Origin of the sequence: Aeromicrobium endophyticum, from assembly GCF_003586285.1 — a bacterium.
Lineage (GTDB): Bacteria > Actinomycetota > Actinomycetes > Propionibacteriales > Nocardioidaceae > Aeromicrobium > Aeromicrobium endophyticum.
In genome coordinates this window covers 1,898,832-1,924,902 of the sequence record NZ_QUBR01000001.1, presented here as the reverse complement: position 1 = coordinate 1,924,902, position 26,071 = coordinate 1,898,832, and the positions used below count along the sequence as shown (strand labels likewise).

Genomic DNA, 26,071 nt, shown 5'->3' with positions numbered 1-26,071 from the left:
CGGCCGTCCCAACCTAGCGTCGGACGCACGACGGCCCCACCGGAGCGATCCGATGGGGCCGTCGTGAATGGTGCGTCAGTGCATCATGATCGGCGGCGTGGCGCCGTCCTGGTCGTCGAGCAGGTGCGACTTCTCGCGCTTGCGCGGCAGGAACGCCACGGGCACGAGCGTCGCGACGAGCACGAAGAAGGCGACCCAGTACGACGACTGGAAGGCGTCGGCGAGGTCCTGGAAGCCCTGCGCCAGCACGTTGGCCGGCACGCCCAGCGCGTCGACCAGCCCGCTGCCCTGCTCGGTGTGCGAGCCGGCCGCCAGCTGGGCCGGCGTCAGCCCGCCCTCGACGCCCGGCAGCTGCTCGGAGCCCGCGATGACCGCGCCGCTCTTCATGGCGTTGGTCAGCACGACCGAGATCGTCGCGATGCCCGTGGCGCTGGCGACCTGCTGCGTCACGTTGAGCAGCGTCGAGCCGCGAGCCACGTCGGAGGCCTTGAGCGTCTTGAGCGCCGAGGTGAACAGCGGCATCATCGTGGCGCCCATGCCGAGGCCGGTGATGAACAGCCAGCCCATGATCGTCCAGTCGGACGTGCCCGGGTCGGTGCTCTGCGCGAGTCCGAACACGCCGATCAGGATGCCGAGGAAGCCGAACGGGACGATGCGTCCGACTGGCATCTTGTCGGTCAGCGCACCGGCGATCGGCATCGTCAGCATCGCGCCGATGCCCTGCGCGGCGATCAGCAGACCGGCCTTCTTGACCGAGTAGCCGTCGACCTGCTGGAAGTAGGTCGGCACCAGCAGCAGCGCGCCGAAGAAGGCTGCGGCGAACAGGAACATCGTGATGATCGAGACCGTGAGGTTGCGGTCGCGGAACAGGCGCAGGTCGAGCAGCGGGTGCTGCGGCTTGAACGACCAGAAGACGAACGCACCGATCAGCAGCACGCCGACGATCGCGGGCAGCAGCACCTTAAGCGCCAGGACGGTGCCCTCCTCGGGGATCGACGAGACGCCGTAGAGCAGCAGCGCGAGGCCGGGCGACAGCAGGATCATGCCGACCACGTCGAGCTTCTCGCTCGGCTCGGGCGCGTCCTTGGGCAGCACGCGCTGCGCGTAGAGCAGGCCGATGATGCCGATGGGCAGGTTGATCAGGAAGACCCAGTGCCACGAGGCCGCGTCGATCAGGACGCCGCCGAGGATGGGGCCGAGGATCGGGCCCAGCAGCATCGGCACGCCGAGGATCGCCATCAGGCGACCCATGCGGTGGGGGCCGGCGGCCTTGGTCATGATCGTCATGCCGAGCGGCATCAGCATGCCGCCGCCGAGGCCCTGGAGGACGCGGAAGCCGATGAGGGCCTCGATGTTCCAGGCCGTCGCGCACAGCAGGGAGCCGATCGTGAACAGCGCGATCGCCGTCATGTAGAGACGCTTGGTGCCGAACCGGTCGGCGGCCCAGCCCGTGAGCGGGATGACGGCGGCCAGCGCCAGCATGTAGGCCGTCGCGGTCCAGGCCACGGTCGAGTAGGACAGCGGCTCGCCGTTGCTGGACAGCTCGGTCTGGAACGTCGGCAGCGCGACGTTGACGACCGTGACGTCGAGGATCGACATGATCGCGCCCAGCACGACGACGCCGGCGATCTTCAGCAGATCAGGGGTGATCTTGTCGTCGTCGGGGACGACGGATGGTTGATCGGTGGTCATGCGGAGAGCTCCTGTTCGAGGGTGCTGCTGCGGAGCAGCGGGATGAGGGCGTCGTGGAGACGGTCGGCCTCCGCGGCGTCGAGCCGGTCGATCTGGGCGCGCATCGCAGCCTTCTTGTGCTCGAGGTGCGCCTCGGTCGCGTCCTGACCGGCCTGCGTGATCGTGACGAGCTTGACCCGGCGGTCGGCCGGGCTCTCACGTCGTTCGGCCATGCCCGCCGTCACCAGCAGGTCGACCGTGCGGCCCGCAGCCCCGACCGACAGCCGGATGTGGTCGGCCAGCACGTGGATCGGGAGCGGCTCCTGAGCCTGGGCCAGGACGAACAGCGCCTTGACCTGGCTGAGGGACAGCTCCATCTCCACGAGGTGGTCGACGGTGTCGGAGTCGCCGGCTGCCATGCACGTGGCGAAGAAGCCGTGGATGGCGTCGAAGAGGCGGTCGTGGCTGTTCACGCCGGAAATACTATCGCATGCGCAACTATTGCGCGAACGAAATGTTTGTCACAACGCAATGAACGGGAGGTTACGCGATTCGTCGCAGCACGCGGTGCACCCGTAGAATGGGAAGGCTCCGTCTCTGTCGAGCATTCCCCCACGCTGAGGACTTCTTTCGCATGCCCATTCGCTCCGACCTGCGCAACGTCGCAATCGTCGCCCACGTCGACCACGGCAAGACCACGCTGGTCGACGCCATGCTCCAGCAGCAGGGACACTTCGATGAGCACCACCAGCTCACCGAGCGTGCCATGGACTCCGGCGACCTCGAGCGCGAGAAGGGCATCACGATCCTCGCCAAGAACACCGCCGTCCGCTACAACGGCCCCGGCTCCCCCGAGGGCGGCGTGACGATCAACATCATCGACACCCCCGGGCACGCCGACTTCGGCGGCGAGGTCGAGCGCGGCCTGTCGATGGTCGACGCGGTCATCCTGCTCGTCGACGCGTCCGAGGGCCCGCTGCCCCAGACCCGCTTCGTGCTGCGCAAGGCGCTCGCCGCCAAGATGCCGGTCGTCCTGGTCGTCAACAAGGTCGACCGCCCCGACTCCCGCATCGCCGAGGTCGTCGACGAGACCTACGAGCTGTTCCTCGACCTGCTCGAGGACGGCGCCAGCGAGGACGCCCTCGACTTCCCCGTCGTCTACGCCTCGGCCCGCGCCGGTCGCGCCTCGCTCAACAAGCCCGAGGACGGCGGCCTGCCCGACAGCGAGAACCTGATCCCGCTGTTCCAGACGATCATGGACGCCGTGCCGGCCCCCGAGTACACCGAGGGCGCGCCGCTGCAGGCGCACGTCACCAACCTCGACGCGTCGCCGTTCCTCGGCCGCCTGGCGCTCGTCCGCGTCTTCCAGGGCACGCTCAAGAAGGGCGCCCAGGTCGCGTGGATGAAGCACGACGGCACGATCGAGAAGGTCAAGATCACCGAGCTGCTCGTCACCGAGGAGCTCGAGCGCGTGCCCGGCGAGAGCGCCGGCCCCGGTGACATCGTCGCCATCGCCGGCATCCCCGACATCACGATCGGCGAGACGCTGGCCGATCCCGAGAACCCCGTCGCGCTGCCGCTCATCACGGTCGACCAGCCGGCCATCTCGATGACCATCGGCACCAACACGTCCCCGCTCGCCGGACGCGAGAAGGGCACCAAGGTCACCGCCCGCCTCGTCAAGGACCGCCTCGACCGCGAGCTCATCGGCAACGTGTCGCTCAAGGTCGTCGAGACCGAGCGTCCCGACGCCTGGGAGGTCCAGGGTCGTGGCGAGCTCGCGCTGGCCATCCTGGTCGAGCAGATGCGCCGCGAGGGCTACGAGCTGACGGTCGGCAAGCCGCAGGTCGTCACCATGGAGGTCGACGGCAAGATCCACGAGCCGATGGAGCGCCTGACGATCGACGCCCCCGAGGAGTACCTAGGCGCGATCACGCAGCTGCTCGCCGTCCGCCGTGGCCGCATGGAGCAGATGATCAACCACGGCACCGGCTGGGTGCGCATGGAGTTCATCGTGCCGGCCCGTGGCCTGATCGGTTTCCGCACCGAGTTCCTCACCGACACGCGCGGCACCGGCATCGCCCACCAGACGTTCGAGAAGTACGAGCCGTGGGCGGGCGAGATCTCGACGCGTCCGTCGGGCTCGCTGGTCTCCGACCGCGCCGGTGCGGCCACGTCGTACGCCATGACCAACATCCAGGAGCGCGGCACGCTGTTCATCGAGCCCGCCACCGAGGTGTACGAGGGCATGATCGTCGGCGAGAACTCGCGCGCCGACGACATGGACATCAACATCGTCCGCGAGAAGAAGCAGACCAACGTCCGCTCCAACGCCGACGAGTTCGAGAAGCTGGTGCCCCCGCGCAAGCTGTCGCTCGAGCAGTCGCTGGAGTTCTGCCGCGAGGACGAGTGCGTCGAGGTCACCCCGGCGTCGGTCCGCATCCGCAAGATCATCCTCGACGCCACCGAGCGCAACCGCGCCAACCGCGGCAAGAAGTAACCCCCCCGGGCGGTGACCTAGCGTCCACCACTCCCCCAGCGCACCGTTCTTGTGTGCGGAGATGGGCCGGAACAGCGACTGCCAGCGATCGGCGAAGACCGGCGGCGGCCCGTCGTACCCGCGTTCGGCGAGAAGGCCGTACACACGTCCGACCATGGCCCGCGGCCGGCTGAGCATCTGATTGGTGATCTGCAGGTAGGCCACCCCTTCGTCGCGAAATCCCGCGTACCGCGCAATGTCCCTGGCGAACTGCTCTCGCGACTCCGCGTGCTGCCGCCCTTCGTACTCCAGCACCAGCATCCACAGCCGGTAGAGCAGGTCGACGCAGCCGAGCCACCGGCCGTTGATGACGAGGTCGACGTTGACCTCCGGCGCTGGCAGCCCGGCGAGGACCAGCAGCATCCTCGTCTCGGACTCCTTCGGCGAGCGGGATGCCGCATCCAGCAGTGGGAGCACTCGTCGCACCTGCGCAGCACCGGGCCTCCAGGCGTCCCGACGCGCCAGCTCGGCGAGCTCTACCGTGGTCATGTAGCGGTAGTGGAGGAGCCAGTCGCCGATCTTCACCGCGTCGATCAGACGAGCAGATGAGCAGACCTGCACGAACGCCGACGCGGGCGTGACCCCGCCGTCGTCCAGCGGCGGGAGAACTTCGGTGCGGTGGACGAAGATGTCGTCGAGCGCTATGTGAAGGTCGCCGGCGACGGTGAAGTGAAACGGCCGCAGTCGTCCAGCGGCGAGACCCAGCGCCTGGATGCGTGTGATGTGGCTCAGCTGCGCACGCGCCGGAACCGCGAGAGCGGCGGCCGCGATCCAGTCGAGATCCGTCATGACGTGCGCCGTCGCGACCCAGACGCGCGGGAAGAGGCGTGTGAACCTCCTGCCTCGCAGCACCTTCTCGCCGATCCCCGCGGCGCGCGCCTCGTACGTGGTGAAGGGACGGTCGAGCAGATGCACCGGCAACGGCGTGGGCGAGGGCATGCCTCACCCTCTGCCATTGCGCCTGCCGCCCGCGATGATGGCCGACCGGGCTGTGGATGCTCGGCGTCTGGCCAGATCCTGTGGACACCCAGCGGTGCGTCAGCGTCCACGATCGCGGCAGCCGTGGACGCCAACTCACCGCCCTGTAGGGGCGGGGTGGGTCAGAGGACGCCGCGGGGGCGGAACTGGATGCTGATGCGGGGGCCGACGGCGCGGGCGGTCTTGAGGATCGCGTGGTCCCAGGTGCGCTGGCACGAGCCGCCCATGACCACCAGGTCGCCATGGCCCAGGGAGAAGCCGACCTGCGGACCGCCGCCGCGCGGTCGCAGCGAGAGCCGGCGGGCGGCGCCGACCGAGACGATCGCGACCATCGTGTCGTCGGTGCGCCCGCGGCCGATGCGGTCGCCGTGCCACGCGACGCTGTCGCGCCCGTCGCGATAGAGGCAGAGCCCCGCCGTGGCGAACCGCTCGCCCAGCTCGCGCTGGTAGTGGTCGCTCAGCCGCTCGCGCGCCTCGAGCAGCAACGGATCGGGCAGCTGGTCGCCGGTGCCGAAGTGGCACAGCAGCCGCGGGACGTCGACGACGCGGTCGTACATCTCGCGCCGCTCGGCCTGCCACGCGACGTCGGACTCCAGCCGCAGGAAGAGCTCGTCGGACGCCGCGACCCAACCGGGCTGGACGTCGACCCACGCCCCGTCGCCGAGCACCGTGCGCCGCGGGGCCAGGGCGCCGAGGGCCGGCTCGGCCCCGACGTCGAGCAGCGAGCCCTGGTAGTAGTCCGACACAGCACGAGCATACGCCTCGTCGAACACATGTTCTAGTGGGTCAGCCACTAGGCTCGACCCATGGAATCAGCCTGGGACCGACTGCTCGACCTCGTCGAGCGGCTCGCCGTCGACCCGGGCCGGCCCCTCGGCCCCGACACCGACGCCGCGCTGGTCGACCTCAGCACGCGCGCGATCGCCGACCGCCACATCGACATCGAGCTCCACGCTCACGACGTCGCTCGATGGCTCTCAGGGCTCGTGACGGCCCACCGCGCCCTGCGCGACACCCATGCCGAGGTCGACGCCGACACCGAGCTCGGCAACCTCCTGCGCATCGTCACCCGCTGGCTGCACCCCGCCCGTCCCCGCTGACGCGAGGACGGACGGGACGACACCAGGTCAATCGCGGTCGCGGTCGTCCGACGACCCCGACGGCTCGGCCGCCTCGACCACGAGGACGAACTCGCCGTCGTGCTCCTCGACACCCGTCAGGACGGCGTCCTCGACCATCTCAGCGCCGAGCCGGTGCCGGACCACCATCGGGTCGGTCTGCAGGTCCTTGTACAGCGAGACGCACAGCGCCGCCATCACCAGGACGAACGGGACGGCCGCGACGATCGTGATCCGCTGGAGCCCGTTGAGCGCGTCGTCGCCGCCGATGATCAGCATGATCGCCGCCACGCCGCCCATGACGCTGCCCCAGAACACCACCGAGCGCTTGCTCGGCTCGGTCGAGCCGCGCTCGCTGAGCGTGCCCATGACGATCGAGGCGGCATCGGCACCCGACACGAAGAAGATGCCGACGAGCACCATGACGAGCACCGTCGTGATGGATGCCAACGGCAGCTGGTCGAGCATCTGGAACAGCGCCGAGTCGGTGTTGACCGCGCCGGCCGAGTCGACGAGCTTGCCGGTGGTGCGCTGGATGTCGATCGCCGTGCCGCCGAAGACCGCGAACCACACCAGGCTCACGAGCGACGGGACGATCAGCACGCCGGTGACGAACTGACGGATCGTGCGACCCCGGCTGATGCGCGCGATGAACATGCCGACGAACGGCGTCCAGCTGACCCACCAGGCCCAGTAGAAGATCGTCCAGCTCGCGAGCCAGTCCTTCATGGCGCTGTCGCCGCTGGCTGCGGTGCGCGACGCCATCTCGGTCATCTGCGAGGCGTAGTCGCCGAGAGCGGTGGGCAGCAGGTTGAGGATCAGCAGCGTCGGACCCGCGACGAAGACGAACAGCGCCAGGATCAGCGCGAGCACCATGTTGGTGTTGGACAGCCACTGGATGCCCTTGGCGACACCCGACACGGCCGAGAAGATGAACGCGATCGTGAGCACGACGATGATGACGACGAGCACGGTCTTGCCCGGGGCGTCGACCCAGCCGTTGAACTTCAGGCCGCTGCCGATCTGCAGGGCACCGAGGCCCAGGGACGCGGCCGAGCCGAAAAGGGTCGCGAAGATCGCGAGGATGTCGATGACGCGGCCCACCGGGCCGTCTGCCTTGGCGCCGATGAGCGGCCGGAACGCCGACGAGATGAGCTGCGAGCGTCCCTTCCGGAACGTGCCGTACGCGATCGCGATGCCCACGACGGCGTAGATGGCCCACGGGTGCAGCGCCCAGTGGAACATCGTGGTCGCCATGGCCGTCTGAAAGGCCTCGTCGGACTGGGCCTTGGACGTGCCCGGCGGCGGCGAGACGAAGTGCGACAGCGGCTCGGCGACGCCGTAGAACATCAGGCCGATGCCCATGCCCGCGCTGAACATCATCGCGATCCACGAGACGGTCTTGAACTCGGGCTCCTCGTCGTCGTCGCCGAGGGGGATGCGGCCGTACTTGCTGGCTGCGAGCCAGATCACGAAGATGACGAAGAAGGTGGACGTCAGGACGAAGAACCACCCGGTGTTGGTGATCACCCACTCCTGGGCCGTGCCGGACGCCTTGCCGAGGCCGGGCGTGCTGACGATGCCCCAGATGACGAAGGCGATGGCGATGGCCCCGGTCACGTAGAAGACCACCGGGTCGATGCGTTCTCGCCAGGTAGGCGTGTTCTCACTCACTTCTTGTCCCCCATCGTTGAGCCGCGCGCTTCTCGACGGCAACGCACGACCCTACGTGACAACGCGGGCGCACCGCGACTTCAGCGGTTGACCGAGCCCCTCACCTGGGCCAGGTAGACCAGCGCGGCGACCGTTCCGACGAGGTTGAGGATGCTGAGCGGGTACAGGAAGAAGACGTGCGCCACGAGTGCCAGCCCGAGGATGATCAGCCACGTCTGCTTGGGCAGCGTGTCGAGCGAGTCGAGCTGCGACGGGCGGCGGGAGACGCAGTCGACCAGCGCGAATCCCTTGACCACGAACAGCGCGATCGTCAGGACCAGCGTCAGGCCACCTTGGAACTCGAACATGACCGAAGGCTACCGGGGAACGACGAGGCGGGCCCCCCGCTGGGGAGCCCGCCTCGGGTCGTGCCGGTCGATCAGGCGTTGTCGGTCGACGCGGGCTTGGGCGCGGACGCCGTCGGCGCGGCGGTCGTCGTGCTGCTGGCGGCCTTCTTGGCCGTGGCGGCGGTCTTGGCCGGCGCCTTCTTGGCAGCGGTCGTCGTCGACGTCGCGGGAGCCTTCTTCGCGGCGGGTGCCTTCTTGGCCGGAGCTTTCTTCGCGGCGGGCGCCTTCTTGGCCGGAGCCTTCTTGGCAGCGGGCGCCTTCTTGGCCGGAGCCTTCTTCGCGGCGGGCGCCTTCTTGGCCGGAGCCTTCTTCGCGGCGGACGTCGTGGAGCTCGACGCGGCGGCCCGCTTGGCCGGCTCGGGCGTGCGCTTGACGGTGGTGTCGACCGTCTCGGCGGCCTTGCGGGCGGTCGTGGGAGCCTTCGAGGTCACCTTGGTGACCTGCGCCTTCGCGACCGACACGTACTCGAACGCACGCTTCTGGGCCTCTTCGACGAGGTCCTCGACGCTGTCCTCGGCCTTGTCGAACAGGTCGTCGGCCGACTTGCGGATGTCGTCGACCTTCAGGCCCTTGGCACGGGAGACGAGGTCCTCGCTCTTCTTGGTGAGGTCGACGTAGGTGCTCGTGGCGGTGCCGACGGCGACCTGGGCGAACTCCTGCGCCTGCTTCTGCAGGTCGGCGATGTCGATGCTCTTGATCGTCGCGGGCAGCCCGCGGACGTCGTCGACGATGGCCTTGACCTGCGTCGTGATGGTGTCGGTGATGGTCATGAGATCTCCTCGGTGGGTGCGGTCCCCGGGCGGGACGCATCCGTGTGGTTGGCGGCTGTCACGGTCGTTGCCAGCTCGGTGTCGGTGGCCTGGTCGGTCCCGACGAACGAGCGGTAGATGTCGAGCAGGGCGCCCTTCTGGCGCTCGGTGAGCAAGGGGTCGAGAGCGATGGCGTCCTCGACCATCCGGGCTCCGTGCTCGTCGGCATCGAGGATGCCGGCCCGCACGTAGAGCGACTCGGCCGAGATCCTGAGCGCCTTCGCGATCTGCTGCAGAACCTCTGCCGACGGGCGACGCAGTCCGCGCTCGATCTGGCTGAGGTACGGATTCGACACGTCCGTCAGCTCGGAGAGCTGGCGAAGCGACATCTGCGCCAGGCCACGCTGCTCGCGCAGGTAGTCGCCGAGTCCTTCGACGGTCCTGTGCATGCTCAGCTTGGCCATGTCTCCATGGTGCTTGCAAAAGTTAGCAATTGCAAGCAGACCAGCTTGCGACCTCGGTCACAACCGCGCATCACCGCAGGTCAGAAGGTCGTGCGCACCTCTCCGACCTGCTGACCGCCGCCCAGCACGCGCGGCCGCTCGCGCAGGATCGGGGCGTCCAGACCCGCCAGCTCGAGCATCCGTGCCATGACGGCGTAGAGCGGCCGCTCGCCCCCGTCCTCGATCTTCAGGGCGAGCGCCGAGCCATCGGTCAGGCCCACCACGTAGACGCTCTCGGCACCCGACTTGGCCACGAGCCCAGGCAGTGCTCGCACGAGCGCCCGCTCGGCCCGGCCCGTGCCGCTGACGTACTCGGGGTGCTCCCGCATGGCACCGACCAGACGGGCGCCGTGCGAGCCCGCGGGCTCCTGCACGATGCGAGAGATCGCGCGCGCCAGCTGCTGCAGCGGCGTCGCGAGCAGCGGCGCGCCGCAGCCGTCAACGCCGACGACGGACGGCGGCCCGTCGGTCAGCTCGGTGAACGTCGACGTGACGAGCTGCTGCAGGGGATGGTCAGGCTCGAGGTAGGTCGTGCTGTCCCAGCCGTTGACCGCGCACGTCAGCAGCATCGCGGCGTGCTTGCCGGAGCAGTCCATGTAGATCGGCTCGCGCACGCCGCCCGCTCGCAGGTGGTCGGCGTGGACGTGCGGGTCGAGCGGGTACGACGGCGGGGTCTGCAGCGCCGTCTCGTCGAGGCCGGCCAGGCCGAGGATCTCACGCACGCCCTCGAGGTGGAAGGGCTCGCCCGAGTGGCTCGCCGACGCGAGCGCCAGCAGACGTCCGTCGAGCGGCAGACCGGCCCGCAGCATGCCCATCGCCTGCAGCGGCTTGTTGGCCGACCGCGGGAAGATGACGGTTCCCGGGTCGCCGAGCGACCAGCTCACCTCACCGTCCGGGTCGACGCGCACGGCGACCCCCCGGTGCCGGCTCTCGACGAGCCCCGAACGGACGACCTCGGCCAGAATCTCCACGGGGGGAGCCTACGCGTGGACGGTTGCGCTTCAACAATGACGGGATCTCGCCTATCCTGACGGGATGGTTGGTCCTCTCGGGCCGCTTGACCGTCCCTTCCCACCGATCGAGACGTCTCGTCAGCAGCGATGTCGCAACGGCCACCAGCTCGACCACCAGCACCATCGGGGCCACCAGCACGCGTGTTGTCGCATCGTGACGATCAGCTGACACCACCTAGAGGTTCATCCATGCGCAGATCCTTCGCCGCCGCCCTGGTCGGCTTCCTCGTGCTCGCCGGGCTGCAGGCCCAGCCTGCGTCCGCCGCCTCCAAGAAGCCCAGCAAGGTCGGGCTCGTGACGTTCGTCAAGGGCGGCTACGACACCGGCAGCAACCGCACGAGCCTGTCGCTCGACTGGCCGGACGCACGTCGTGCCGAGAAGTACGAGATCTTCGTCTCCACGTCGCGCTCCATGAGGAAGGCGAAGGTCTACAAGTCCAAGTCGAGCAAGTCCACGATCAAGAGCCTCTCGCGCGGCAAGATCTACTACTTCCAGGTGCGCGGGGTCAACGGCAAGAAGCGCGGCTCGAAGTCGAGCGTGGTCGCCCGTCCGACCATCCTGCGTCCGGGCACCACGGACGCCAACGCGATGCGCCTGCGCGTCATGACCTACAACGTGTGCAGCGAGGTCTGCGACACCTCGGGCTACGCGCCGTACCCGTGGTCGCCCACGCGCCAGTCCAGCGTCCTCGAGCGCGTGGCCTCCTCCGGTGCCGACGTCGTCGCGACGCAGGAGGCCGGCCGCTTCAGCGTCCCCCCCAACGGTTACGCGCAGGCCGTCCACTACAGCGCCAAGCGGCTGTTCTACAACACGGCGCGCTTCGACCTCGCGCCCGGCGCCGCGCCCAGCACGACCTTCGACCCCGCCACCGGCTGCCGCCTGACGTCCGAGACCGGCCTGCCGACCGGAGTGATCTTCCTCGGCCGCCACGCCGCCGGATGCCGTTACGCCGTGTGGGCCGAGCTCGTCGAGCGCGCCACGGGGCGCAGCTTCATGATGGTCGACGTCCACCTGGTCAGCGGCAAGACCAAGGCCACCGCCGACTACCGCCGCTCCGAGATCTACCAGATGCTGTCGACGGTCAAGCAGACCAATACCAAGGGCCTGCCCGTCATCTACGCCGGCGACTTCAACTCGCACCGCGAGACCAAGCCCAGCGACTCGACCCGCACGCCCATGCAGGGCTCGAAGTACTACGACGCCTACGACATGGCCCGCAAGCTGTCCGGTCAGCACACGAGCAGCTACAACAGCTTCAGGACCACGCCCGTGATCAGCGCCAAGTGGGGCAACCACATCGACAAGGTCTGGGTCGACCCGTGGAAGGTGCGCGTCGACAGCTGGTCCAACTTCGCACTGCTCGACGCCAAGGGCAAGCTCGCGCAGCCCATCGGGTCCGACCACAGCCCGGTGCTGGTCGACCTGCGCATCGGCTGACCTCCTACGGGGCATCGCGGGTCTTCTCGCGCGGTGCCCCGTAGAATTTCCCCGTCCTGTCCGACTGTTCCTGGAGCACTCCCGTCGCCACCCGAAGAAAGATCGCACCACCGCGCCGGCGAGCGGACTCACCCCCGCCACCGACCGGGTCGCGGCGCATCGCCGGGCGGCGCAGACGGCGTGACAGGCGGCGTCTGCTGATCGTGGCGCTCAGCATCGCCCTGCTCGCCGCCCTGGCCGGTGGCCTCGCCCTCACCTACGCCGCGCCCCCCGACGGCCCCGCCCCGCTCGACGCCCCACGCGCCGTCTCGGCCAAGCCGCTGTCGCCCACCAGCGTGCAGCTCGACTGGGCCGGCGCGGGCGACGTCGACTCGTACGTCGTCAAGGTCGGCGACGACCGCGCGCTGCGCACCGCCGTCAGCACCACCGTGCCGGCCAAGGGCACCCAGCTGACCCTCGACGACCTGACCGCCTCTCGACCCGGCAACGATCGCTACTACCGCGTCGACGCCGTCCGCGAGGGCGAGGTCCGCTCGTCGCGCACCGGACGTTTCTCCCTGCCGCCCGGCGAGGTCACGGGGCTCGACGTCGTCACCACCACTGCCGGTGGGGTCAAGGCTGACTGGGACGACGTCGACAACGCGCGCCAGTTCGACGTCGCGATCGCGCGCGACGAAGGCTTCACCCAGGAGGCCCGTGCCGTGCGGACGACCGCGGTCGACAGCCAGTTCGTGGGCAAGGGGCTGCAGCCCGACACCAAGTACTGGCTCAAGGTGCGTCCCGTCAACGGGGAACAGGTCGGTGCGTACTCCGCCCCGGTGGCGTTCAGGACCATGGTCCGCGACACCTCGTTCAAGATCGCCTCCTGGAACGTGTGCTCGGAGAAGTGCGACGGCTACGCGGGCCGTGCCCGCATCATGGCCGACTTCCTGAACGCCAACGAGGTCGACATCTTCGGTCTGCAGGAGGCCGGGGGCGTGCGCGTCGGCGCGGTCACCAACTCGATCTTCTCGGGCGGTGCGCGGGGCTTCGTGCGCGCGAGCGGCGGCGCCAAGGCCCGCTACATCTTCTACCGTCCCGAGCTGTTCGAGCAGCAGGGCGGCGGCAGCTTCGACATCGGCGACGGCCGCGACACGACGTGGGCGCGGTTCAAGGTCAAGGCCACCAAGCGCATCTTCTACTACGTCGACGTGCACCTCGACAACGGCAAGGACAAGGCTGCCAACGCCCGCCGGGCCCGCGAGACCGACCGCATGCTCAGCACCATGCGCGGCATCAACGTCAGCGACAAGCCCATGGTCTACGCCGGCGACTTCAACTCCGGCACCCACCGCGACCAGGACGCGCCCGGCGACAAGATGCGCGCCGAGGGCCTCGGCGACTCCGAGCTGCTCACCGACAACGTCGAGAACACGCGGATGAACACCGGCCACACCTTCAGCACCGCCGTCCCGGCGTCCGGGGCCCACATCGACCACATCTGGGTGACGCCCGAGTTCGAGGTCGACTCGTGGAAGCAGCTGGTGCGCATGAACGGCTCGGTCTACGCCAAGCCCGTCGTCTCCGACCACAACGCCGTCAGTGCCGTCGTGGCCCTCGACGCCCCCCGGAAGTCGATCGGGCCGGCCACTCCTACGACTCCCCTCGGCGCGGACGACTCGCCCCTAGGATGAGCGGATGCCGGATCCTCTCGCGTCGTTCCACGCCGTCATCCCCGCCGGCGGGTCCGGCACCCGGCTCTGGCCCCTGTCGAGAGCGGCGCGGCCCAAGTTCCTGCTCGACCTCGACGGCTCGGGCCGCTCGCTGATCCAGCAGACCTTCGACCGGCTCAACGACCTGATCCCGGCCGAGCGCATCCACGTCGTGACGGGCGCGCGTCACGCCGATGCCATCCGCGAGCAGCTGCCCGAGCTGAGCAGCCTGTTCGTCGAGCCCTCCGCCCGCGACTCGATGCCGGCGATCGGCCTGGCCGCCGCCGTCATCGACGCGACCGACCCCGGCGCCATCATCGGCTCCTTCGCCGCCGACCACGTGATCGACGACCAGGTGTCGTTCGCCGAGGCGATCGGCCAGGCGGTCGCCGTGGCACGCAGCGGCCTCGTGACCACGATCGGCATCACCCCGACCGGCCCCTCGACCGGATTCGGCTACATCGAGTCGGGTGACCGGCTCGACGTCGACGGCGCCGGCTCGGCCCGCGCCGTCAGGTCGTTCGTCGAGAAGCCCGATGCCGCCACCGCGGCGCGGTACGTGTCGGGCGGAGCCCACAGCTGGAACGCCGGGATGTTCGTGACCCGCACCGACGTGCTGCTGAACCACCTCGGTCGCCTGCAGCCCGGTCTCCGCGCCGGGCTCGGGACGATCGCCGCGGCCTGGCCCTCCCCCGAGCGCCAGTCGGTGCTGGACGCCACCTGGCCGAGCCTCACCACGATCGCGATCGACCACGCGATCGCCGAGCCCGTCGCGCTCGAGGGCGGGATGGCGGTCGTGCCGGGCGAGTTCCGCTGGGACGACGCCGGTGACTTCGCGGCGCTGGGCGACATCGGCGCCGTGTCGTCGCCCGAGACGATCTGGGTCGACGGCAGCGGGCTCGCACTGAGCGAGGACGGCACCGCGATCGCGGTCGTCGGTCTCGACGACGTCATCGTCGTGCGCACGTCCGACGCCGTGCTGGTCGTCGACCGCGACAGCGCCCAACAGGTCAAGGACGTCGTCGCCGAGCTCGCCCGTCGCGGCCGCGACGACCTGCTCTGACCTAGCGACCCGCGAAGGGCGTCACGAGGTCGACCAGCCGCCCGACAGGCCGGTCGGCGCCCGGCGTGTAGGCCTGGGCGACCTCTCCGGTGCCCAGCACGCGCAGGTCGCCGTCGCCCGGGCCGGCGTAGACCGAGTCACCGCGGGCCAGCTTCAGGCGCTGGTCGGCGGCGTTGACCAGCTCGACCTCTCCCCCGGTGCACAGCACGATGCGGTGGGGCGCCGGCGGCAGCAACGTCCCCTGCGGCTCGGCGCGCGAGCACTGGCTGACCGCCAGGACGAACTCGTCGACATCGGCGTGGAACACGTCGGTGGACAGGCCGAACGGCTCGGGAGTGACCCGGGCCAGGCGCGACATGCCCTCCTCGAGGCACTGCACCAGCCCCTGCGGGTCGAGGGGCTTGGTCGTGAGGCCGGCCCGCAGGACGTTGTCGGAGGCCGCCATGATCTCGAGGCACATGCCCCTGAGGTGCGCGTGGATGATGCCGGCTCCCAGGAAGGCCGCCTCCCCGGGTTGCAGCGTCAGGCGGTTGAGCGTCAGCGAGATGACGACCCCGATGTCGTCGGGGTAGAACTCGGCGATCTCGACGGCCGTGGCGTAGGCGCGCTTGACGTCGACCCCGGCCTCGGCGAGCTCTCGGCACGCCTCGACGACGGCCGCGATCTCGCCGTCCTCGACGCCGGTCGTCAGCAGGCGCTCGACGAGGCTGACGATGCCGCGAAAGCCCGGAGCACGGTGCAGCTCGGCGGCCAGGCTGCGAGCCAGCGGGGTGTCGATGCCGTGGAGCACCCGCAGGATCTCGGCCGTCGGCCGAAAGCCCACCAAGGTGTCGAAGGTCGTGAGGGCGTAGGCCATCTCCGGCTTGTGGGAGGGGTCCTTGTAGGTGCGGCTCGGCGCGTCGAGGGGCACCCCTGCCGCCTCCTCGGCGGCGAAGCCGGCCCGGGCCATCGCGAGGTTGGGGTGCACCTGCAGCGACAGCGGACGATCGGCCGCGAGGATCTTCAGCATGAACGGCAGGTCGCCGGACACCTCTGACAGCCGGACGGGCTCGTCATCGTCGACGAGGACCGTCGACTGGCCCAGCGGGTGCGTGCCCATCCACAGCTCGGCCAGCCGTCCGCCGTCGGGCCGCCGGCCGAGGAACCGGGGGATGTCGGACGCCGAGCCCCACTCGTACGCACGGGACGCGTTGTCGAGCCGGAACATCACTCACCTCTGGTTCGACGTCGTGGACGAGATGAGTCTAGGCACGCACGGCCCCGTGCGTGGCTACTTGTGACGGGGCTTGCGCTCCGGACGGTCGGATGCGCCCCGGCCCGACGACTTCGACGGACCCGACGACTTCGACGGACTCGACGACTTCGACGGGAAGGGCCGGTTCTCGTGACTCTTCTTGTAGGGCTTGCGGTCCTCGCGGGTGCGGCGGATCGGCGGCCCCGAGTCGCGCTGGAGGTCGATCAGCTTGCCCGAGATGCGAGTGTTCGCCAGGGCCTCGAACACGGCGTCGGGCAGGTCGGCGGGCAGCTCGACCAGGGTGTGGTCCTGGCCGATCGTGATCTTGCCGAAGTCGGAGCGCTTGAGGCTGCCCTCGTTGGCGAGCGCGCCGACGATCGCCGACGGGCCGACCTTGTGCCGCTTGCCCACCGCGACCCGATAGACCGCGGCGCCCTCGGCCGGCAGGCGGTCGCTGCGGCCGAAGCCCGCGGGCTTGCGTCCATCGGGACCCTCGGCGCGAGCCGGACGTTCGCGCGGCGCGGCCTTCGGCGGATCGGGCCGCAGGAAGAACTCCTTGTCGGTCTGGCTCATGACGGCCAGCGCCGCGGCGACGTCGGTCATGGAGACCTCGTTCTCGCTGGCGTACTCCTCGACCAGGGCGCGGAAGGCGTGGAACGTCGGCGAGCCCATGCTCGACGTGATGGCCTGGGCGAACCGGCCGGCCCGACGCTCGTTGACCTCTTCGGCCGACGGCACCGACATCTCCTCGACGGGACGTCCCGAGACCTTCTCGATCGCCGACAGCATGCGACGTTCGCGCGGCGTGACGAACAGGATCGCCTCGCCGGTGCGGCCGGCGCGGCCCGTGCGGCCGATGCGGTGCACGTAGGCCTCGGTGTCGTGCGGGATGTCGTAGTTGACGACGTGCGTGATGCGCTCGACGTCAAGACCGCGCGCTGCGACGTCGGTCGCGACGATGATGTCGATCTGGCCGCTCTTGAGCTGCGAGACGGTGCGCTCGCGCTGGGCCTGCACGAGGTCGCCGTTGAGCGCCGCCGCGGTGTAGCCACGGGTGCGCAGCTTGTCGGCGAGCTCCTCGGTGGCCGACTTCGTGCGGACGAACACGATCATGCCGTCGCCGGTCTCGACCTCGAGCAGACGGGTGAGGGCGTCGACCTTGTGGTGGTGCGAGACCTGGATCCAGCGCTGGCGGACGGTCGCGGTCGACGTCGTGGCCTTGGGCGTCGCGATGTCGACGGGGTCGTGCAGGTACTTCTTGGCCAGGCTGCGGATCATCTTGGGCATCGTGGCCGAGAAGAGGGCGACCTGCTTGTACTCGGGGGTGTCGGCCAGGATGCGCTCGACGTCCTCGGCGAAGCCCATGTTGAGCATCTCGTCGGCCTCGTCGAGCACGAGGAACTCGAGCGCCGTCAGGTCGAGGCTGCCGCGCTCGAGGTGGTCGATGACGCGGCCGGGGGTACCCACGACGATGTGCGCGCCGCGCTGCAGTCCCTGCAGCTGGAAGCCGTAGCCCTGGCCGCCGTAGACGGGCAGCACCCGGATGCCGGGGATGCCGGTGGCGTAGGCCGTGATGGCCTCGCAGACCTGCAGCGCGAGCTCGCGCGTGGGCGCCAGCACGATGGCCTGGGTCTTGCTGTTCCTCGGGTCGATCTTCTGAAGGATCGGCAGTGCGAAGGCCGCGGTCTTGCCGGTGCCGGTCTGGGCGAGCCCGACGACGTCCTTGCCCTCGAGCAGGGTCGGGATGGCGCGCGCCTGAATCGGCGTCGGGGTCTCGTAGCCGAGAGTCGAGAGGCGGTCGACGAGGACGTCGACGAGGCCGAGGTCGGCGAAGGTCGGGGTCGAGTCGGGCTGCGTCTCGGAGGACGGTGCTTCAGTGGTCATGGGTGCTCCTATGGGGATGACGCGGACCGGATCGGCCGGGACCGGTGCAACCTCACAGTCGACAGGCAGTACACGCGCAGGGACAACGGTATCGGTCCCGACCACGATCGGAGAAACCCGCGCGACGTGCTTCGCGCCTCACCGCCGCGTGCTGGGCCGGCACACCGGGCCTACGAGGCGGGTACCAGGGCGTTCAGGCGCTGCGCGACGGTCGCGACCGCCGCGTCGATCTGGTCGGCCGTCGCCCGGTGGACGTCGGGGCCGCGGCGGTAGGGATCGCTCACGTCGACGTCGGCCGGTGCCAGGCTGCGCCGCTGGGCCGCCCGCGACACGAGCGACTGGGGGTCGCCCGCCTCGACCAGCCCCGACAGCGCCGCGAACTCGAGCAGCGTGAAGGTGCGGCGCAGCGCCCGGGGGTTGGTCTCCAGCACGTCGGACCGGTGCTCACGCGTGGCGGTGAGGATCAGGTCGGCCGAGTCGACGAGGTAGGAGTCGATCGGGTGGGAGCGGAACGTGTCGGACCCGTGGCCGAGCCTCAGCAGCTCCGCAGCGGCCATGGGATCCATCGGCTGGCGGTCCCAGCCGCGGACACCGGCGCTCGCGACCTCGAACCGCTGTCGGTCGAGGCGCTCGCGCAGCAGGATCTCCATGACGGGCGACCGGCAGATGTTGGCCGTGCAGACGGCGAGCACCGCGAAGCGTCGGCCGCCCGTCACGACAGGACCGGGCGGACGTGCAGTCCTGCCTCGGGATCGACGAGGACCTGCTGGGCCGCGGCGACCCCGTCGGCCAGCAGCGTGGCGTCGACCGGCACGTTGCGCTTGACCATGGCCAGGGCGATCGGGCCGAGCTCGTGGTGGCGGGCGCCCGAGCCGACGAAGCCGACGACCTTGCCGTCGAGGACGACCTCGGCACCGTGCGGCGGCAGGTGGTCGACCGATCCGTCGAGGTGCAGCATGACCAGCCGGCGGGGCGGGCGGCCGAGCGTGTGCACGCGCGCCACCGTCTCCTGGCCCCGGTAGCAGCCCTTGTCGAGGTGCACCGCGACGCCCAGCAGACCCGCCTCGTTGGGGATCGTGCGGTCGTCGGTGTCGATGCCGACCCGCACCCGCCCGGCCTCGATGCGCAGGGCCTCCCAGGCCCACAGCCCGACCGGGTCGCCGAGCTCGGCGGGCAGGTCGAGCAGCGACGCGCGGGGCCGGATGTCGTGGGTCAGGCCCGGCAGCCCCACGACCGCGAACGTCTCGCTCACGTCGGTGACCGTGACCTGCATGAAGAACTTCATGCGCTCGAGGAACGTCACGAGGGGGGCGCCGGCGCCCTGCTCGGTGTGCGCCCAGAACGTCTCGCCGTCGTCGACCCCGGAGAAGCCGTGCTCGATGCGGCCCTGAGGCGACAGCAGCAGCACCTCGGTGGGCACCCCGGGGGCCAGGCCCTCGAGCAGCTGGGTGGTGAGCGAGTTCAGCCAGGTGAGCCGGTCGGGGCCACTGATCGTCACCACGTCGCGGTGCGACAGGTCGACGAACGTGCCGCCCCCGACGAGCCGGCGCTGCTCGGCAGAGATGGAACCGTAGTGGGCGGCCACGTCGCCGTCAGGAGCGTCGCCCGGCACCGCGCCGGGCAGGCCCAGCAGCGGGCTGGGACGACGATCCTCAGACACGCTTGAGCCGTCCCCAGAGGTGCGACTGCATCTCGTGGCCCTCGGCGGCCATGTCGTGGGCGTACATCAGGTCTCCCTCGACCAGGCCGTACATGCGTTGGCCGGCCGTGTACTCCTTGGCCGTCGACGTGCGCGCCACGAGATCGGTCGCCAGCGTGACCCGCGGGCCGTCGACCTCGCCGTACCAGACCTCGGCGTAGCCGGTGGGGTGCGCGAGGACGAGCTCGAGCTGCTGGTCGCCCGCCGGACGCAGGAAGCCGGTCTCGAGGGCGCCGGGGCGCACCCGCTCGCCGGCCTCGTCGGTGATCCAGGTGCGGCTGAAGTAGTGCAGGAACGGCCGGGTGTCGTGGGCGAAGACGACGTCCTGCTCGTACGAGAACGGCTCGATGGACGGGTAGTCGCCCTGCCCGTTGCCGTGCCAGGTGCCGAGCAGCCACACGACCGGCATCAGGTCGGGGTGGAGGTCGGAGGGGATCTCGAACGGCATGACTCGATTCTACCTATCGGGACCAGCCTGCCGGTCGCCACTAGCCTCGAGGCATGAGAGCAGTCGTGCAGCGGGTGACGGAGGCGCGGGTCGTGGTCGAGGGACGGACGGTCGGCAAGATCGGCACCGGCCTGGTGGTGCTGCTGGGCGTGACGCACGACGACACGACCGCCACCGCCGAGCGCCTCGCCGCCAAGATCCACGGCCTGCGGATCCTGCGCGACGAGACGTCGGTGGCCGACACGGGTGCCGGCGTGCTCGTGATCAGCCAGTTCACGCTCTACGGGGACACCCGCAAGGGCCGCCGGCCCACGTGGACCGCCGCCGCGCCCGGGCCCGTCGCCGAACCGCTCTACGAGGCGTTCTGCGCCCACCTGCAGACCCTCGGGGTCGCGGTGCAGCGCGGCGTGTTCGGCGCTGACATGGCCGTCAGCCTGACCAACGACGGCCCCACGACCCTGCTGCTCGACCTGTAGCCGTCAGCGGCACGCCGACGGAACCGCGACGTCGTTGCGGATCGTCCGCACGCCAGGGGTCGTCGTCAGGACGGGGTCGTCGACCTGGCCCGGACCGGTGATCATCGTCGCGGTGAGGCGTCGCCGCTCGCCCGGGTCGAGCGTGAGCGGGACCGAGGTCTCGGCCCGGCCGCCCAGTGCCGCCGTGGTGATCGTCTGCGGCTCGCCGTCGAGGCGGATGTCGGTGAACCGGCCGCCGTGCGGCGCGTAGAGCCACGTCAGCAGCCTCATCTGGCTGAGCGGGACGCGGGCGTCGGTGCTCGAGACGCCGCGAGGCAGTCGTCTCGGGGCGTCCGAGGCGACGTCGGCCGACACCGTCAGCAGCTGCCGCCCGCCGTCGAGGCACCGTCGCGACGTCGCCCGCACCGTGACGTCGAGGTAGTACTCCATCTTGCTCGCGGTGGTGTCGCCGAAGTAGACGCCGACGTGCGGCGTCGGGCCGGCATCGCCCGGGAACGCCCCGGAGATGCCGGTCGGCGCGATCGCGGCCTGCTCGGCCGGGTGCCGCGACCAGAGCATCAGACGGTTCTCCTCGGCCGCACGCACGAGGCCGGCGACGACCGGCCGCGACGACGCCGAGCCCTGCGTGACGGCGTCGAACACACGGCGTGCTGCGCTGGCGTAGAAGTCGTCCTGCGCGACGGGATCGGCCACGGCGAGGTAGACGCGGTTGAGCAGCAGGTCGACCGCGGTGTCCTGGTCGAGGGTCACGTTGCCGTCGAGCGTGACCGGACCGGTGCCGGCCAGCACGTGGCTCATCGCGACGGGATCGACCGAGAGCACCCCGTCGACGTCGACGCCGAGCCCCTGGCGGGCCATCGCCCGGGCGATCTCACCCGACCGCGGGAAGTCGGGGGTCACGTTGACGTCGCGCAGGTCCTTGACCAGCTGGTCGGTGAAGACCGTCTTCTCGTCCGGCCGCATCGGGAGCACGCCGCGGTCGAACGGCTCCAGGTCGAGGTTGGAGCCCTGCTCGCCCATCGACAGGCGCCCGTTCTTGGCGGTGACGATCGCGTACGAGCCGGCGATGCCTCCGCTGGCCCGCACCTCGGCGTTGTTCTGGATGAGCAGCAGGTAGCGTCTCGTGCCCTCGCCGCCCAGCATCGTGGGCATCAGCCGGGCTGCGACGTGGCCCGCCGCCGCCGCCGACTGGGCCCCCGCGACCTGCTGCTTGATGATGCCCACCGGTCGGCGCAGAGGAGCGAGCAGGCTCTGGGGGTCGACGTCGGCCAGCGCGTCGCGGGCCTCGGTCAGGGCGGTGTCGGCCCTCGCGACGGCGGGGGCGACGGCGGCGACGTCCGCGAGGTCGATCGTGCCGTCGCGGGGGCTGAACACGTCGAGATCGACCTTCGTCGACACGTCGACCACCGGCGGCAGCGCCTCGCGGGCGACCAGGTCGAGCGCACGCGCCGTCGTGCGGACCGCCCTGACGTTCTCGCCCAGCACGGGCAGGTGCGAGCCGAGCGACCACAGCAGGCCGTCGGTGCGCGACTCGGCCGACGACGTCGACACGCGCAGCCCCCGCAGGGTCTCCTTCGCCCCGTCGCCGCCGACGACGACCTGCTCACGCAGCTGGGCCGCCTGCCGCGCCGCCTGACGGAGGTCGGACGCGGCCCCCACCGCCTGGTAGGTGAAGACCACGAGACCCAGGGTCACGACGACGGCCACGCCGATGCCGACCAGTCGAGGCGTGCCTTGGCGCCGGCGCCACCTCGCCATCCGGCGACGGCGTCGCCGCGCCCACCGGCGCACGCGGTCGGGCGTGGGTGCCACCGTCCACCTCCCGGGCGTCCGGATGCGCCTCAGGACGCCGTGCGGCGACGTGACGAGTGGACGATCGAGCCGCCGACGACCAGCAGCACGCCGGCGGCCAGCAGCACGTAGACGCTGACGCCGCCCGTGCCGGGCAGGATGCCGTTGTCGTCGGCCCGCTCGGCGTCGTCGGGCCGGCTGCCGCGATCGTCCGGAGCGGCACCGTCGTCGGGCGCGATGTCGTCACGCGGAGCCGCGGACGGCGTGGGCGTCGGGGTGGCGACCGGGTACGGATCGGCCGCCCGGGCGGCGGAGGTCGTGGCGGCCAGCATCACGCCGACGAGCAGGGCGGTCACGGCGAGGCGAACGTGGGTCATGCGGCACTCCGGGCTCGGGTCACGCTGCCGCGCGGACGCACGACACCAATCCCTACAACGACCTGCGATGACGGTGGTTATGCCTTCGTCCGTGCCCGAGACGACCGAAGGTCCGCCCGGGCGTGCCGGACGGACCTTCGGAGCATGGGCGAACCGTCAGACGGCGACCGCGACCTCGGCGACGACGCCCTTGGCAGCCGTCACGGCGTTGTCGACCGACACCGCTTTGGGCGCCAGCGTGCGCAGCGTCCACTCGCCGGGACCGGCGAAGAAGCGGAACTGGCCGGTGGCCGAGGTCGGGACCTCGGCCGTGAACTCGCCCGTGCGGTCGAGCAGGCGCACGTACGCGTTGCCGACGGGCTGGCCGTCACGCGTGACGATGCCCTGGATGACCGCCTGGTTCTCGACGTCGACGCCCTCGAGCGAGGGGCCGCCCTTGACCGCGCCGCACATCAGGCAGCACCCGGCTCGTCGCCGAGGGCGACCGGCACGCCGCGCAGCGAGCCGTATTCGCTCCACGATCCGTCGTAGTTCTTGACGTTGTCGTAGCCCAGGATCTCCTTCAGCACGAACCACGTGTGCGAGCTGCGCTCGCCGATGCGGCAGTACGCGATGGTGTCCTTGCCCTCGTCGAGGCCGGCGTCGGCGTACAGCGCCTTGAGCTCGTCATCGCTCTTGAACGTGCCGTCGTCGTTCGCGGCCTTGCTCCACGGGACGTTGCCGGCCGTGGGGATGTGACCGCCGATCTGCGCGGCCTCCTGCGGCAGGTGCGCGGGGGCCAGCAGGCGGCCGGCGAACTCGTCGGGGCTGCGGACGTCGATCAGGTTCTTGGTGCCGATCGCGTCGATGACCTCGTCGCGGTAGGCACGGATCGAGGTGTCGGCGTCCTTGGCCGTGTAGGTCGTGGCCGGACGCTCGGGGACGTCCTTGCTCAGCTCGCGGGCGTCGAGCTCCCACTTCTTGCGGCCGCCGTCGAGCAGGCGCAGGTTCTCGTGGCCGTAGTAGGCCAGGTACCAGTAGGCGTACGCGGCGAACCAGTTGTTGTTGCCGCCGTAGAACACGAGGGTGTCGTCGTTGGCGATGCCCTTGGACGACAGGAGCGCCTCGAGCTTCTCCTTGCTCACGAAGTCGTGGCGCACACCGTCCTGGAGGTCCTTCTTCCAGTCGATCTTGATGGCACCGGGGATGTGGCCGGTGTCGTATGCGCTGGCGTCCTCGTCGACCTCGACGAGCACGACCTTGGGGTCGTCGAGGTTGGCCTCGACCCAGTCTGCAGTGACGAGCGCGGATTCGCGGCTCATGAGTTACCTCCGTTGTGCCCGATGGGCGTTGGTTGTGTCTGGTTGGTCGGATCGGTCTTGGGGATGGATCGTGCGGTCAGGGGCCGGCCGGCGTGAGCCGGCGCAGGGCCAGGTACATCTCGCAGCCCAGGCACAGGCCCACGACGGCGTTGAGCAGGGCCGCCACGAGCGCGAACGCCGTGGCGACGAGGGCCACCGTGGTCGCCCCCGCCAGCAGCGAGACCAGCGCGACGCTCGTGAACACGAGGCCGACCAGCTGCGCGAACCGCGGAGGACGGGCGTCCTCGAGCTCGGACGGCGGGCCGATGCGCGGGCGCACCAGCTTCGCGAACACCAGGGCCCAGGGCGACGCGCCGAGGCTGACGAACGCGGCGATCGCGAACACGGCCACCTGCACGCCCAGCAGCACGATGCGCACCGGCTCGGACGGGATCGCCAGCACCAGCGCCAGGACCGTCGCGGTCAGGCCGGCGACGACCCGGAGACCGCGTGGGTCGACCTGGGTGGGCTGGGACATGGATGCTCCTGCACTGGGACGGACGGCACGACGGGCCCGCCCGGGCGGGCGGGGGCGTGCGGCACTGACGGACGTTCGGTCAGCGCGTGCGACACAGCGACGAGCGCGTGCGGCAGTTGTCCACTGCACGTCGGCGCGTCAGGTGTGTCGTCCGGAACATGGCACCAGACTAGGGACACCGTGCTCGCCGGACACCCGCGAGTCTCACGATGTGGATACCGGTCTCACCATGTGGCGCGCTGTCAACGGTGGCAGCAGTTATTGACGCTCGGCGGTGGCCCGGTCGAGGGCCGCCAGCACCTGCTCGCGACGGGGCAGACCCGAGGCGCGGGTCGTCACGGCGCCCTCGGCGTCGAGCACCAGCACGGTCGGCGTGCGCATCACCGACAGGTCGCGCACCAGCTGCAGGTGCGACTCGGCGTCGATGTCGACCGTCACGACGCCCGGTGCCGACGCCGCCACGTCGGCCAGCACGACGCGGGTCGCGCGGCACGGGCTGCAGAAGGCGCTGGAGAACTGCACCAAGGTGGCCCGCTCACCGAGTGGCGCGCCGATCTGCTCGGCCGTGAGCCGCTCGACCGTGTCGTCGTCCTCGTCCGCCACCGCGGCGGAGAACCGGCCGTTCTTCCAGCGCATGAGAAGCGCGACGGCGACCGTCGCCACGAGGGCGACGCCGAGCAGCACGGGACCGGTCACGCATTAAGCCTAGCTAGCGCAGCATGGGTACCGTGATGAGCTGACCGCCGAGGTAGACGATCGGGGCGACGAACGCCACCGCCATCGCCCCCGGGAAGCCCCACGCGACGGCCGGGTGGGCGGTCGGGCCGACCATGATGCGTCCGACCAGCTGGCCCAGCACGGCGAGCACGGCAGCGCCGGCGCCGACCAGCACGCCGAAGAACACCGTCATGGCCGCGTCGACGACGGCGGCGACCGCGGCACCGCCGGCCGCGCCCGCGAGCGTCGACAGGCTGAGGCAGATCCACCGGTCGACCGGCAGCAGCCAAACGAGCAGCCCCGCGCCGAGACCCGCGGCGCCGACGGCGACGACGTCGGCGTCGCCCAACGACTGAACCGCCCCGAGCCAGCCGGCCGCGAAGGCCGCCACGACCGCGAGGGTCACGGCGTACCCGACCGACGACACCAGCTGGCCACGACCGTCCTTGCGCAGCATCTGCGCCACCAGGGCGACGAACACGGCTGCCATGACCGCCGGCAGCACCCCGGCGAACATCCCGGTGTCGGTCGCCCCGACGACGTCGGCCGAGTTGCCCCCGGCCCCCTGCAGCAGATCGGGCTGGTAGGTCAGCACCGTGGCGACGACGCCCGCGACCGCGGCAGCGGCGAAGCGCGGGGACCCGATGACGTCGCCGGTGGCCGACGTCAGCGGCGGTGAGGCCGCGACCAACAGCTGCACGAGCACGACGACCGCCGCGACCATCAGCTCGTCGGCGTGGGCCGCGAGCGTGATGACGCCCGCCAGAGCAAGGGCGAGCAGCGTGGATCCGAGTCGTGACACCCC

Annotated in this window: 26 protein-coding genes; 6 read left to right on the top strand and 20 right to left on the bottom strand. The window is 70.5% G+C overall.

Translation table 11 applies throughout. From position 1 onward, the window contains the following. Positions 1-75 precede the first annotated feature (75 nt). Together DX116_RS09560 and DX116_RS09555 are read right to left on the bottom strand one after the other, a co-directional pair. Positions 76-1,692: a DHA2 family efflux MFS transporter permease subunit gene (locus DX116_RS09560; RefSeq protein ID WP_119703863.1), complete on the bottom strand. Its 1,617-nt coding sequence runs from the start codon at positions 1,690-1,692 to the stop codon at positions 76-78. Next, positions 1,689-2,144: a MarR family winged helix-turn-helix transcriptional regulator gene (locus DX116_RS09555; protein WP_119703862.1), complete on the bottom strand. Its 456-nt coding sequence runs from the start codon at positions 2,142-2,144 to the stop codon at positions 1,689-1,691. Before DX116_RS09555 ends, DX116_RS09560 begins: the two co-directional genes overlap by 4 nt. A gap of 161 nt (positions 2,145-2,305) precedes the next feature. Between DX116_RS09555 and typA the strand changes: the two genes are divergently transcribed. Further along, on the top strand, positions 2,306-4,171 hold the full coding sequence (typA, locus tag DX116_RS09550; RefSeq protein ID WP_119703861.1) for a translational GTPase TypA: 1,866 nt from the start codon (positions 2,306-2,308) through the stop codon (positions 4,169-4,171). A 1,139-nt stretch (positions 4,172-5,310) separates the two neighbouring features. Here typA and DX116_RS09545 read toward each other — a convergent pair. Beyond that, a complete protein-coding gene (locus DX116_RS09545) occupies positions 5,311-5,934 on the bottom strand; it encodes an alpha-ketoglutarate-dependent dioxygenase AlkB (protein WP_119704213.1) in 624 nt (207 codons plus the stop codon). 60 nt (positions 5,935-5,994) lie between these two features. Between DX116_RS09545 and DX116_RS09540 the strand changes: the two genes are divergently transcribed. Continuing rightward, a complete protein-coding gene (locus DX116_RS09540; RefSeq protein WP_119703860.1) occupies positions 5,995-6,288 on the top strand; it encodes a hypothetical protein in 294 nt (97 codons plus the stop codon). Positions 6,289-6,315: 27 nt separating this feature from the next. Here the strand turns inward: DX116_RS09540 and DX116_RS09535 are convergent, their stop codons facing one another. The 5 genes from DX116_RS09535 to DX116_RS09515 form a co-directional block, all read right to left on the bottom strand. After that, complete coding sequence (locus DX116_RS09535; protein WP_233556623.1) at positions 6,316-7,980, bottom strand: BCCT family transporter; 1,665 nt, start codon at positions 7,978-7,980, stop codon at positions 6,316-6,318. An 80-nt stretch (positions 7,981-8,060) separates the two neighbouring features. After that, positions 8,061-8,327 (bottom strand): DUF2516 family protein, encoded by a 267-nt coding sequence (locus DX116_RS09530; protein WP_119703858.1) that lies wholly within the window; start codon positions 8,325-8,327, stop codon positions 8,061-8,063. Positions 8,328-8,398: 71 nt separating this feature from the next. Continuing rightward, a complete protein-coding gene (locus tag DX116_RS19925) occupies positions 8,399-9,136 on the bottom strand; it encodes a DNA-binding protein (protein ID WP_158591959.1) in 738 nt (245 codons plus the stop codon). Then, positions 9,133-9,579 (bottom strand): helix-turn-helix domain-containing protein, encoded by a 447-nt coding sequence (locus DX116_RS09520; RefSeq protein WP_119703857.1) that lies wholly within the window; start codon positions 9,577-9,579, stop codon positions 9,133-9,135. Before DX116_RS09520 ends, DX116_RS19925 begins: the two co-directional genes overlap by 4 nt. Positions 9,580-9,659: 80 nt before the next feature. After that, complete coding sequence (locus tag DX116_RS09515) at positions 9,660-10,589, bottom strand: asparaginase (RefSeq protein ID WP_119703856.1); 930 nt, start codon at positions 10,587-10,589, stop codon at positions 9,660-9,662. Between the two features lie 231 nt (positions 10,590-10,820). Here DX116_RS09515 and DX116_RS09510 point away from each other — a divergent pair, with 231 nt between their 5' ends. The 3 genes from DX116_RS09510 to DX116_RS09500 all read left to right on the top strand — a co-directional run bounded on the left by DX116_RS09510 (position 10,821) and on the right by DX116_RS09500 (position 14,822). Further along, the gene (locus DX116_RS09510) at positions 10,821-12,068 is read left to right on the top strand and encodes an endonuclease/exonuclease/phosphatase family protein (protein ID WP_119703855.1); all 1,248 of its coding nucleotides are present in this window, start codon (positions 10,821-10,823) and stop codon (positions 12,066-12,068) included. 203 nt (positions 12,069-12,271) lie between these two features. Beyond that, positions 12,272-13,741: an endonuclease/exonuclease/phosphatase family protein gene (locus DX116_RS09505; RefSeq protein ID WP_119703854.1), complete on the top strand. Its 1,470-nt coding sequence runs from the start codon at positions 12,272-12,274 to the stop codon at positions 13,739-13,741. Between the two features lie 4 nt (positions 13,742-13,745). Then, complete coding sequence (locus tag DX116_RS09500; RefSeq protein WP_119703853.1) at positions 13,746-14,822, top strand: mannose-1-phosphate guanylyltransferase; 1,077 nt, start codon at positions 13,746-13,748, stop codon at positions 14,820-14,822. Position 14,823: 1 nt separating this feature from the next. On the opposite strand, the gene manA is transcribed toward DX116_RS09500, so the two are convergent. From manA to DX116_RS09475, 5 genes are all read right to left on the bottom strand, one after another. Continuing rightward, positions 14,824-16,029 carry a mannose-6-phosphate isomerase, class I gene (gene manA, locus DX116_RS09495; protein WP_119703852.1) on the bottom strand — a complete coding sequence of 402 codons (1,206 nt, stop codon included), beginning with the start codon at positions 16,027-16,029 and terminating at the stop codon, positions 14,824-14,826. Between the two features lie 63 nt (positions 16,030-16,092). Further along, a complete protein-coding gene (locus tag DX116_RS09490; protein WP_119703851.1) occupies positions 16,093-17,940 on the bottom strand; it encodes a DEAD/DEAH box helicase in 1,848 nt (615 codons plus the stop codon). A 170-nt stretch (positions 17,941-18,110) separates the two neighbouring features. Further along, positions 18,111-18,656, bottom strand: a complete 546-nt coding sequence (locus DX116_RS09485; RefSeq protein WP_199715977.1) for an arsenate reductase/protein-tyrosine-phosphatase family protein — start codon at positions 18,654-18,656, stop codon at positions 18,111-18,113. After that, positions 18,653-19,600, bottom strand: a complete 948-nt coding sequence (gene ygfZ, locus DX116_RS09480) for a CAF17-like 4Fe-4S cluster assembly/insertion protein YgfZ (protein ID WP_119703850.1) — start codon at positions 19,598-19,600, stop codon at positions 18,653-18,655. The genes DX116_RS09485 and ygfZ overlap by 4 nt, the downstream gene beginning before the upstream one ends. Further along, positions 19,593-20,087 carry an FABP family protein gene (locus tag DX116_RS09475; protein WP_119703849.1) on the bottom strand — a complete coding sequence of 165 codons (495 nt, stop codon included), beginning with the start codon at positions 20,085-20,087 and terminating at the stop codon, positions 19,593-19,595. Before DX116_RS09475 ends, ygfZ begins: the two co-directional genes overlap by 8 nt. Before the next feature lie 53 nt (positions 20,088-20,140). Here DX116_RS09475 and dtd point away from each other — a divergent pair, with 53 nt between their 5' ends. Further along, on the top strand, positions 20,141-20,563 hold the full coding sequence (gene dtd, locus DX116_RS09470) for a D-aminoacyl-tRNA deacylase (protein WP_119703848.1): 423 nt from the start codon (positions 20,141-20,143) through the stop codon (positions 20,561-20,563). Between the two features lie 3 nt (positions 20,564-20,566). Here dtd and DX116_RS09465 read toward each other — a convergent pair whose 3' ends face one another. The 7 genes from DX116_RS09465 to DX116_RS09435 form a co-directional block, all read right to left on the bottom strand. Further along, entirely contained in the window at positions 20,567-22,375 is a 1,809-nt protein-coding gene (locus tag DX116_RS09465; protein ID WP_147393639.1) for a DUF4012 domain-containing protein, read from the bottom strand. A 29-nt stretch (positions 22,376-22,404) separates the two neighbouring features. Beyond that, complete coding sequence (locus tag DX116_RS09460) at positions 22,405-22,731, bottom strand: LPXTG cell wall anchor domain-containing protein (RefSeq protein ID WP_119703846.1); 327 nt, start codon at positions 22,729-22,731, stop codon at positions 22,405-22,407. Between the two features lie 156 nt (positions 22,732-22,887). Continuing rightward, the gene (locus DX116_RS09455) at positions 22,888-23,184 is read right to left on the bottom strand and encodes a DUF1416 domain-containing protein (RefSeq protein ID WP_119703845.1); all 297 of its coding nucleotides are present in this window, start codon (positions 23,182-23,184) and stop codon (positions 22,888-22,890) included. Continuing rightward, complete coding sequence (locus tag DX116_RS09450; RefSeq protein WP_119703844.1) at positions 23,184-24,032, bottom strand: sulfurtransferase; 849 nt, start codon at positions 24,030-24,032, stop codon at positions 23,184-23,186. Before DX116_RS09450 ends, DX116_RS09455 begins: the two co-directional genes overlap by 1 nt. 76 nt (positions 24,033-24,108) lie before the next feature. After that, complete coding sequence (locus DX116_RS09445) at positions 24,109-24,549, bottom strand: DUF4395 domain-containing protein (protein WP_119703843.1); 441 nt, start codon at positions 24,547-24,549, stop codon at positions 24,109-24,111. A gap of 258 nt (positions 24,550-24,807) precedes the next feature. Next, positions 24,808-25,245, bottom strand: a complete 438-nt coding sequence (locus tag DX116_RS09440) for a TlpA family protein disulfide reductase (protein ID WP_119703842.1) — start codon at positions 25,243-25,245, stop codon at positions 24,808-24,810. A gap of 13 nt (positions 25,246-25,258) precedes the next feature. Beyond that, positions 25,259-26,068, bottom strand: coding sequence for a hypothetical protein (locus DX116_RS09435; RefSeq protein WP_119703841.1), 810 nt, complete (start codon positions 26,066-26,068; stop codon positions 25,259-25,261). Between the last annotated feature and the right edge of the window lie 3 nt (positions 26,069-26,071).

Coding starts and splice junctions, on each gene's coding strand:
- DX116_RS09475 (WP_119703849.1), bottom strand. CDS start 20,087: ATGCCGTTCGAGATCCCCTCCGACCTCCACCCCGACCTGATGCCGGTC.
- DX116_RS09455 (WP_119703845.1), bottom strand. CDS start 23,184: ATGTGCGGCGCGGTCAAGGGCGGCCCCTCGCTCGAGGGCGTCGACGTC.
- dtd (WP_119703848.1), top strand. CDS start 20,141: ATGAGAGCAGTCGTGCAGCGGGTGACGGAGGCGCGGGTCGTGGTCGAG.
- DX116_RS09445 (WP_119703843.1), bottom strand. CDS start 24,549: ATGTCCCAGCCCACCCAGGTCGACCCACGCGGTCTCCGGGTCGTCGCC.
- manA (WP_119703852.1), bottom strand. CDS start 16,029: ATGTTCCGGCTCGACAACGCGTCCCGTGCGTACGAGTGGGGCTCGGCG.
- DX116_RS09560 (WP_119703863.1), bottom strand. CDS start 1,692: ATGACCACCGATCAACCATCCGTCGTCCCCGACGACGACAAGATCACC.
- DX116_RS19925 (WP_158591959.1), bottom strand. CDS start 9,136: ATGACCATCACCGACACCATCACGACGCAGGTCAAGGCCATCGTCGAC.
- DX116_RS09490 (WP_119703851.1), bottom strand. CDS start 17,940: ATGACCACTGAAGCACCGTCCTCCGAGACGCAGCCCGACTCGACCCCG.
- DX116_RS09450 (WP_119703844.1), bottom strand. CDS start 24,032: ATGAGCCGCGAATCCGCGCTCGTCACTGCAGACTGGGTCGAGGCCAAC.
- DX116_RS09510 (WP_119703855.1), top strand. CDS start 10,821: ATGCGCAGATCCTTCGCCGCCGCCCTGGTCGGCTTCCTCGTGCTCGCC.
- DX116_RS09540 (WP_119703860.1), top strand. CDS start 5,995: ATGGAATCAGCCTGGGACCGACTGCTCGACCTCGTCGAGCGGCTCGCC.
- DX116_RS09460 (WP_119703846.1), bottom strand. CDS start 22,731: ATGACCCACGTTCGCCTCGCCGTGACCGCCCTGCTCGTCGGCGTGATG.
- DX116_RS09530 (WP_119703858.1), bottom strand. CDS start 8,327: ATGTTCGAGTTCCAAGGTGGCCTGACGCTGGTCCTGACGATCGCGCTG.
- DX116_RS09500 (WP_119703853.1), top strand. CDS start 13,746: ATGCCGGATCCTCTCGCGTCGTTCCACGCCGTCATCCCCGCCGGCGGG.
- DX116_RS09520 (WP_119703857.1), bottom strand. CDS start 9,579: ATGGCCAAGCTGAGCATGCACAGGACCGTCGAAGGACTCGGCGACTAC.
- typA (WP_119703861.1), top strand. CDS start 2,306: ATGCCCATTCGCTCCGACCTGCGCAACGTCGCAATCGTCGCCCACGTC.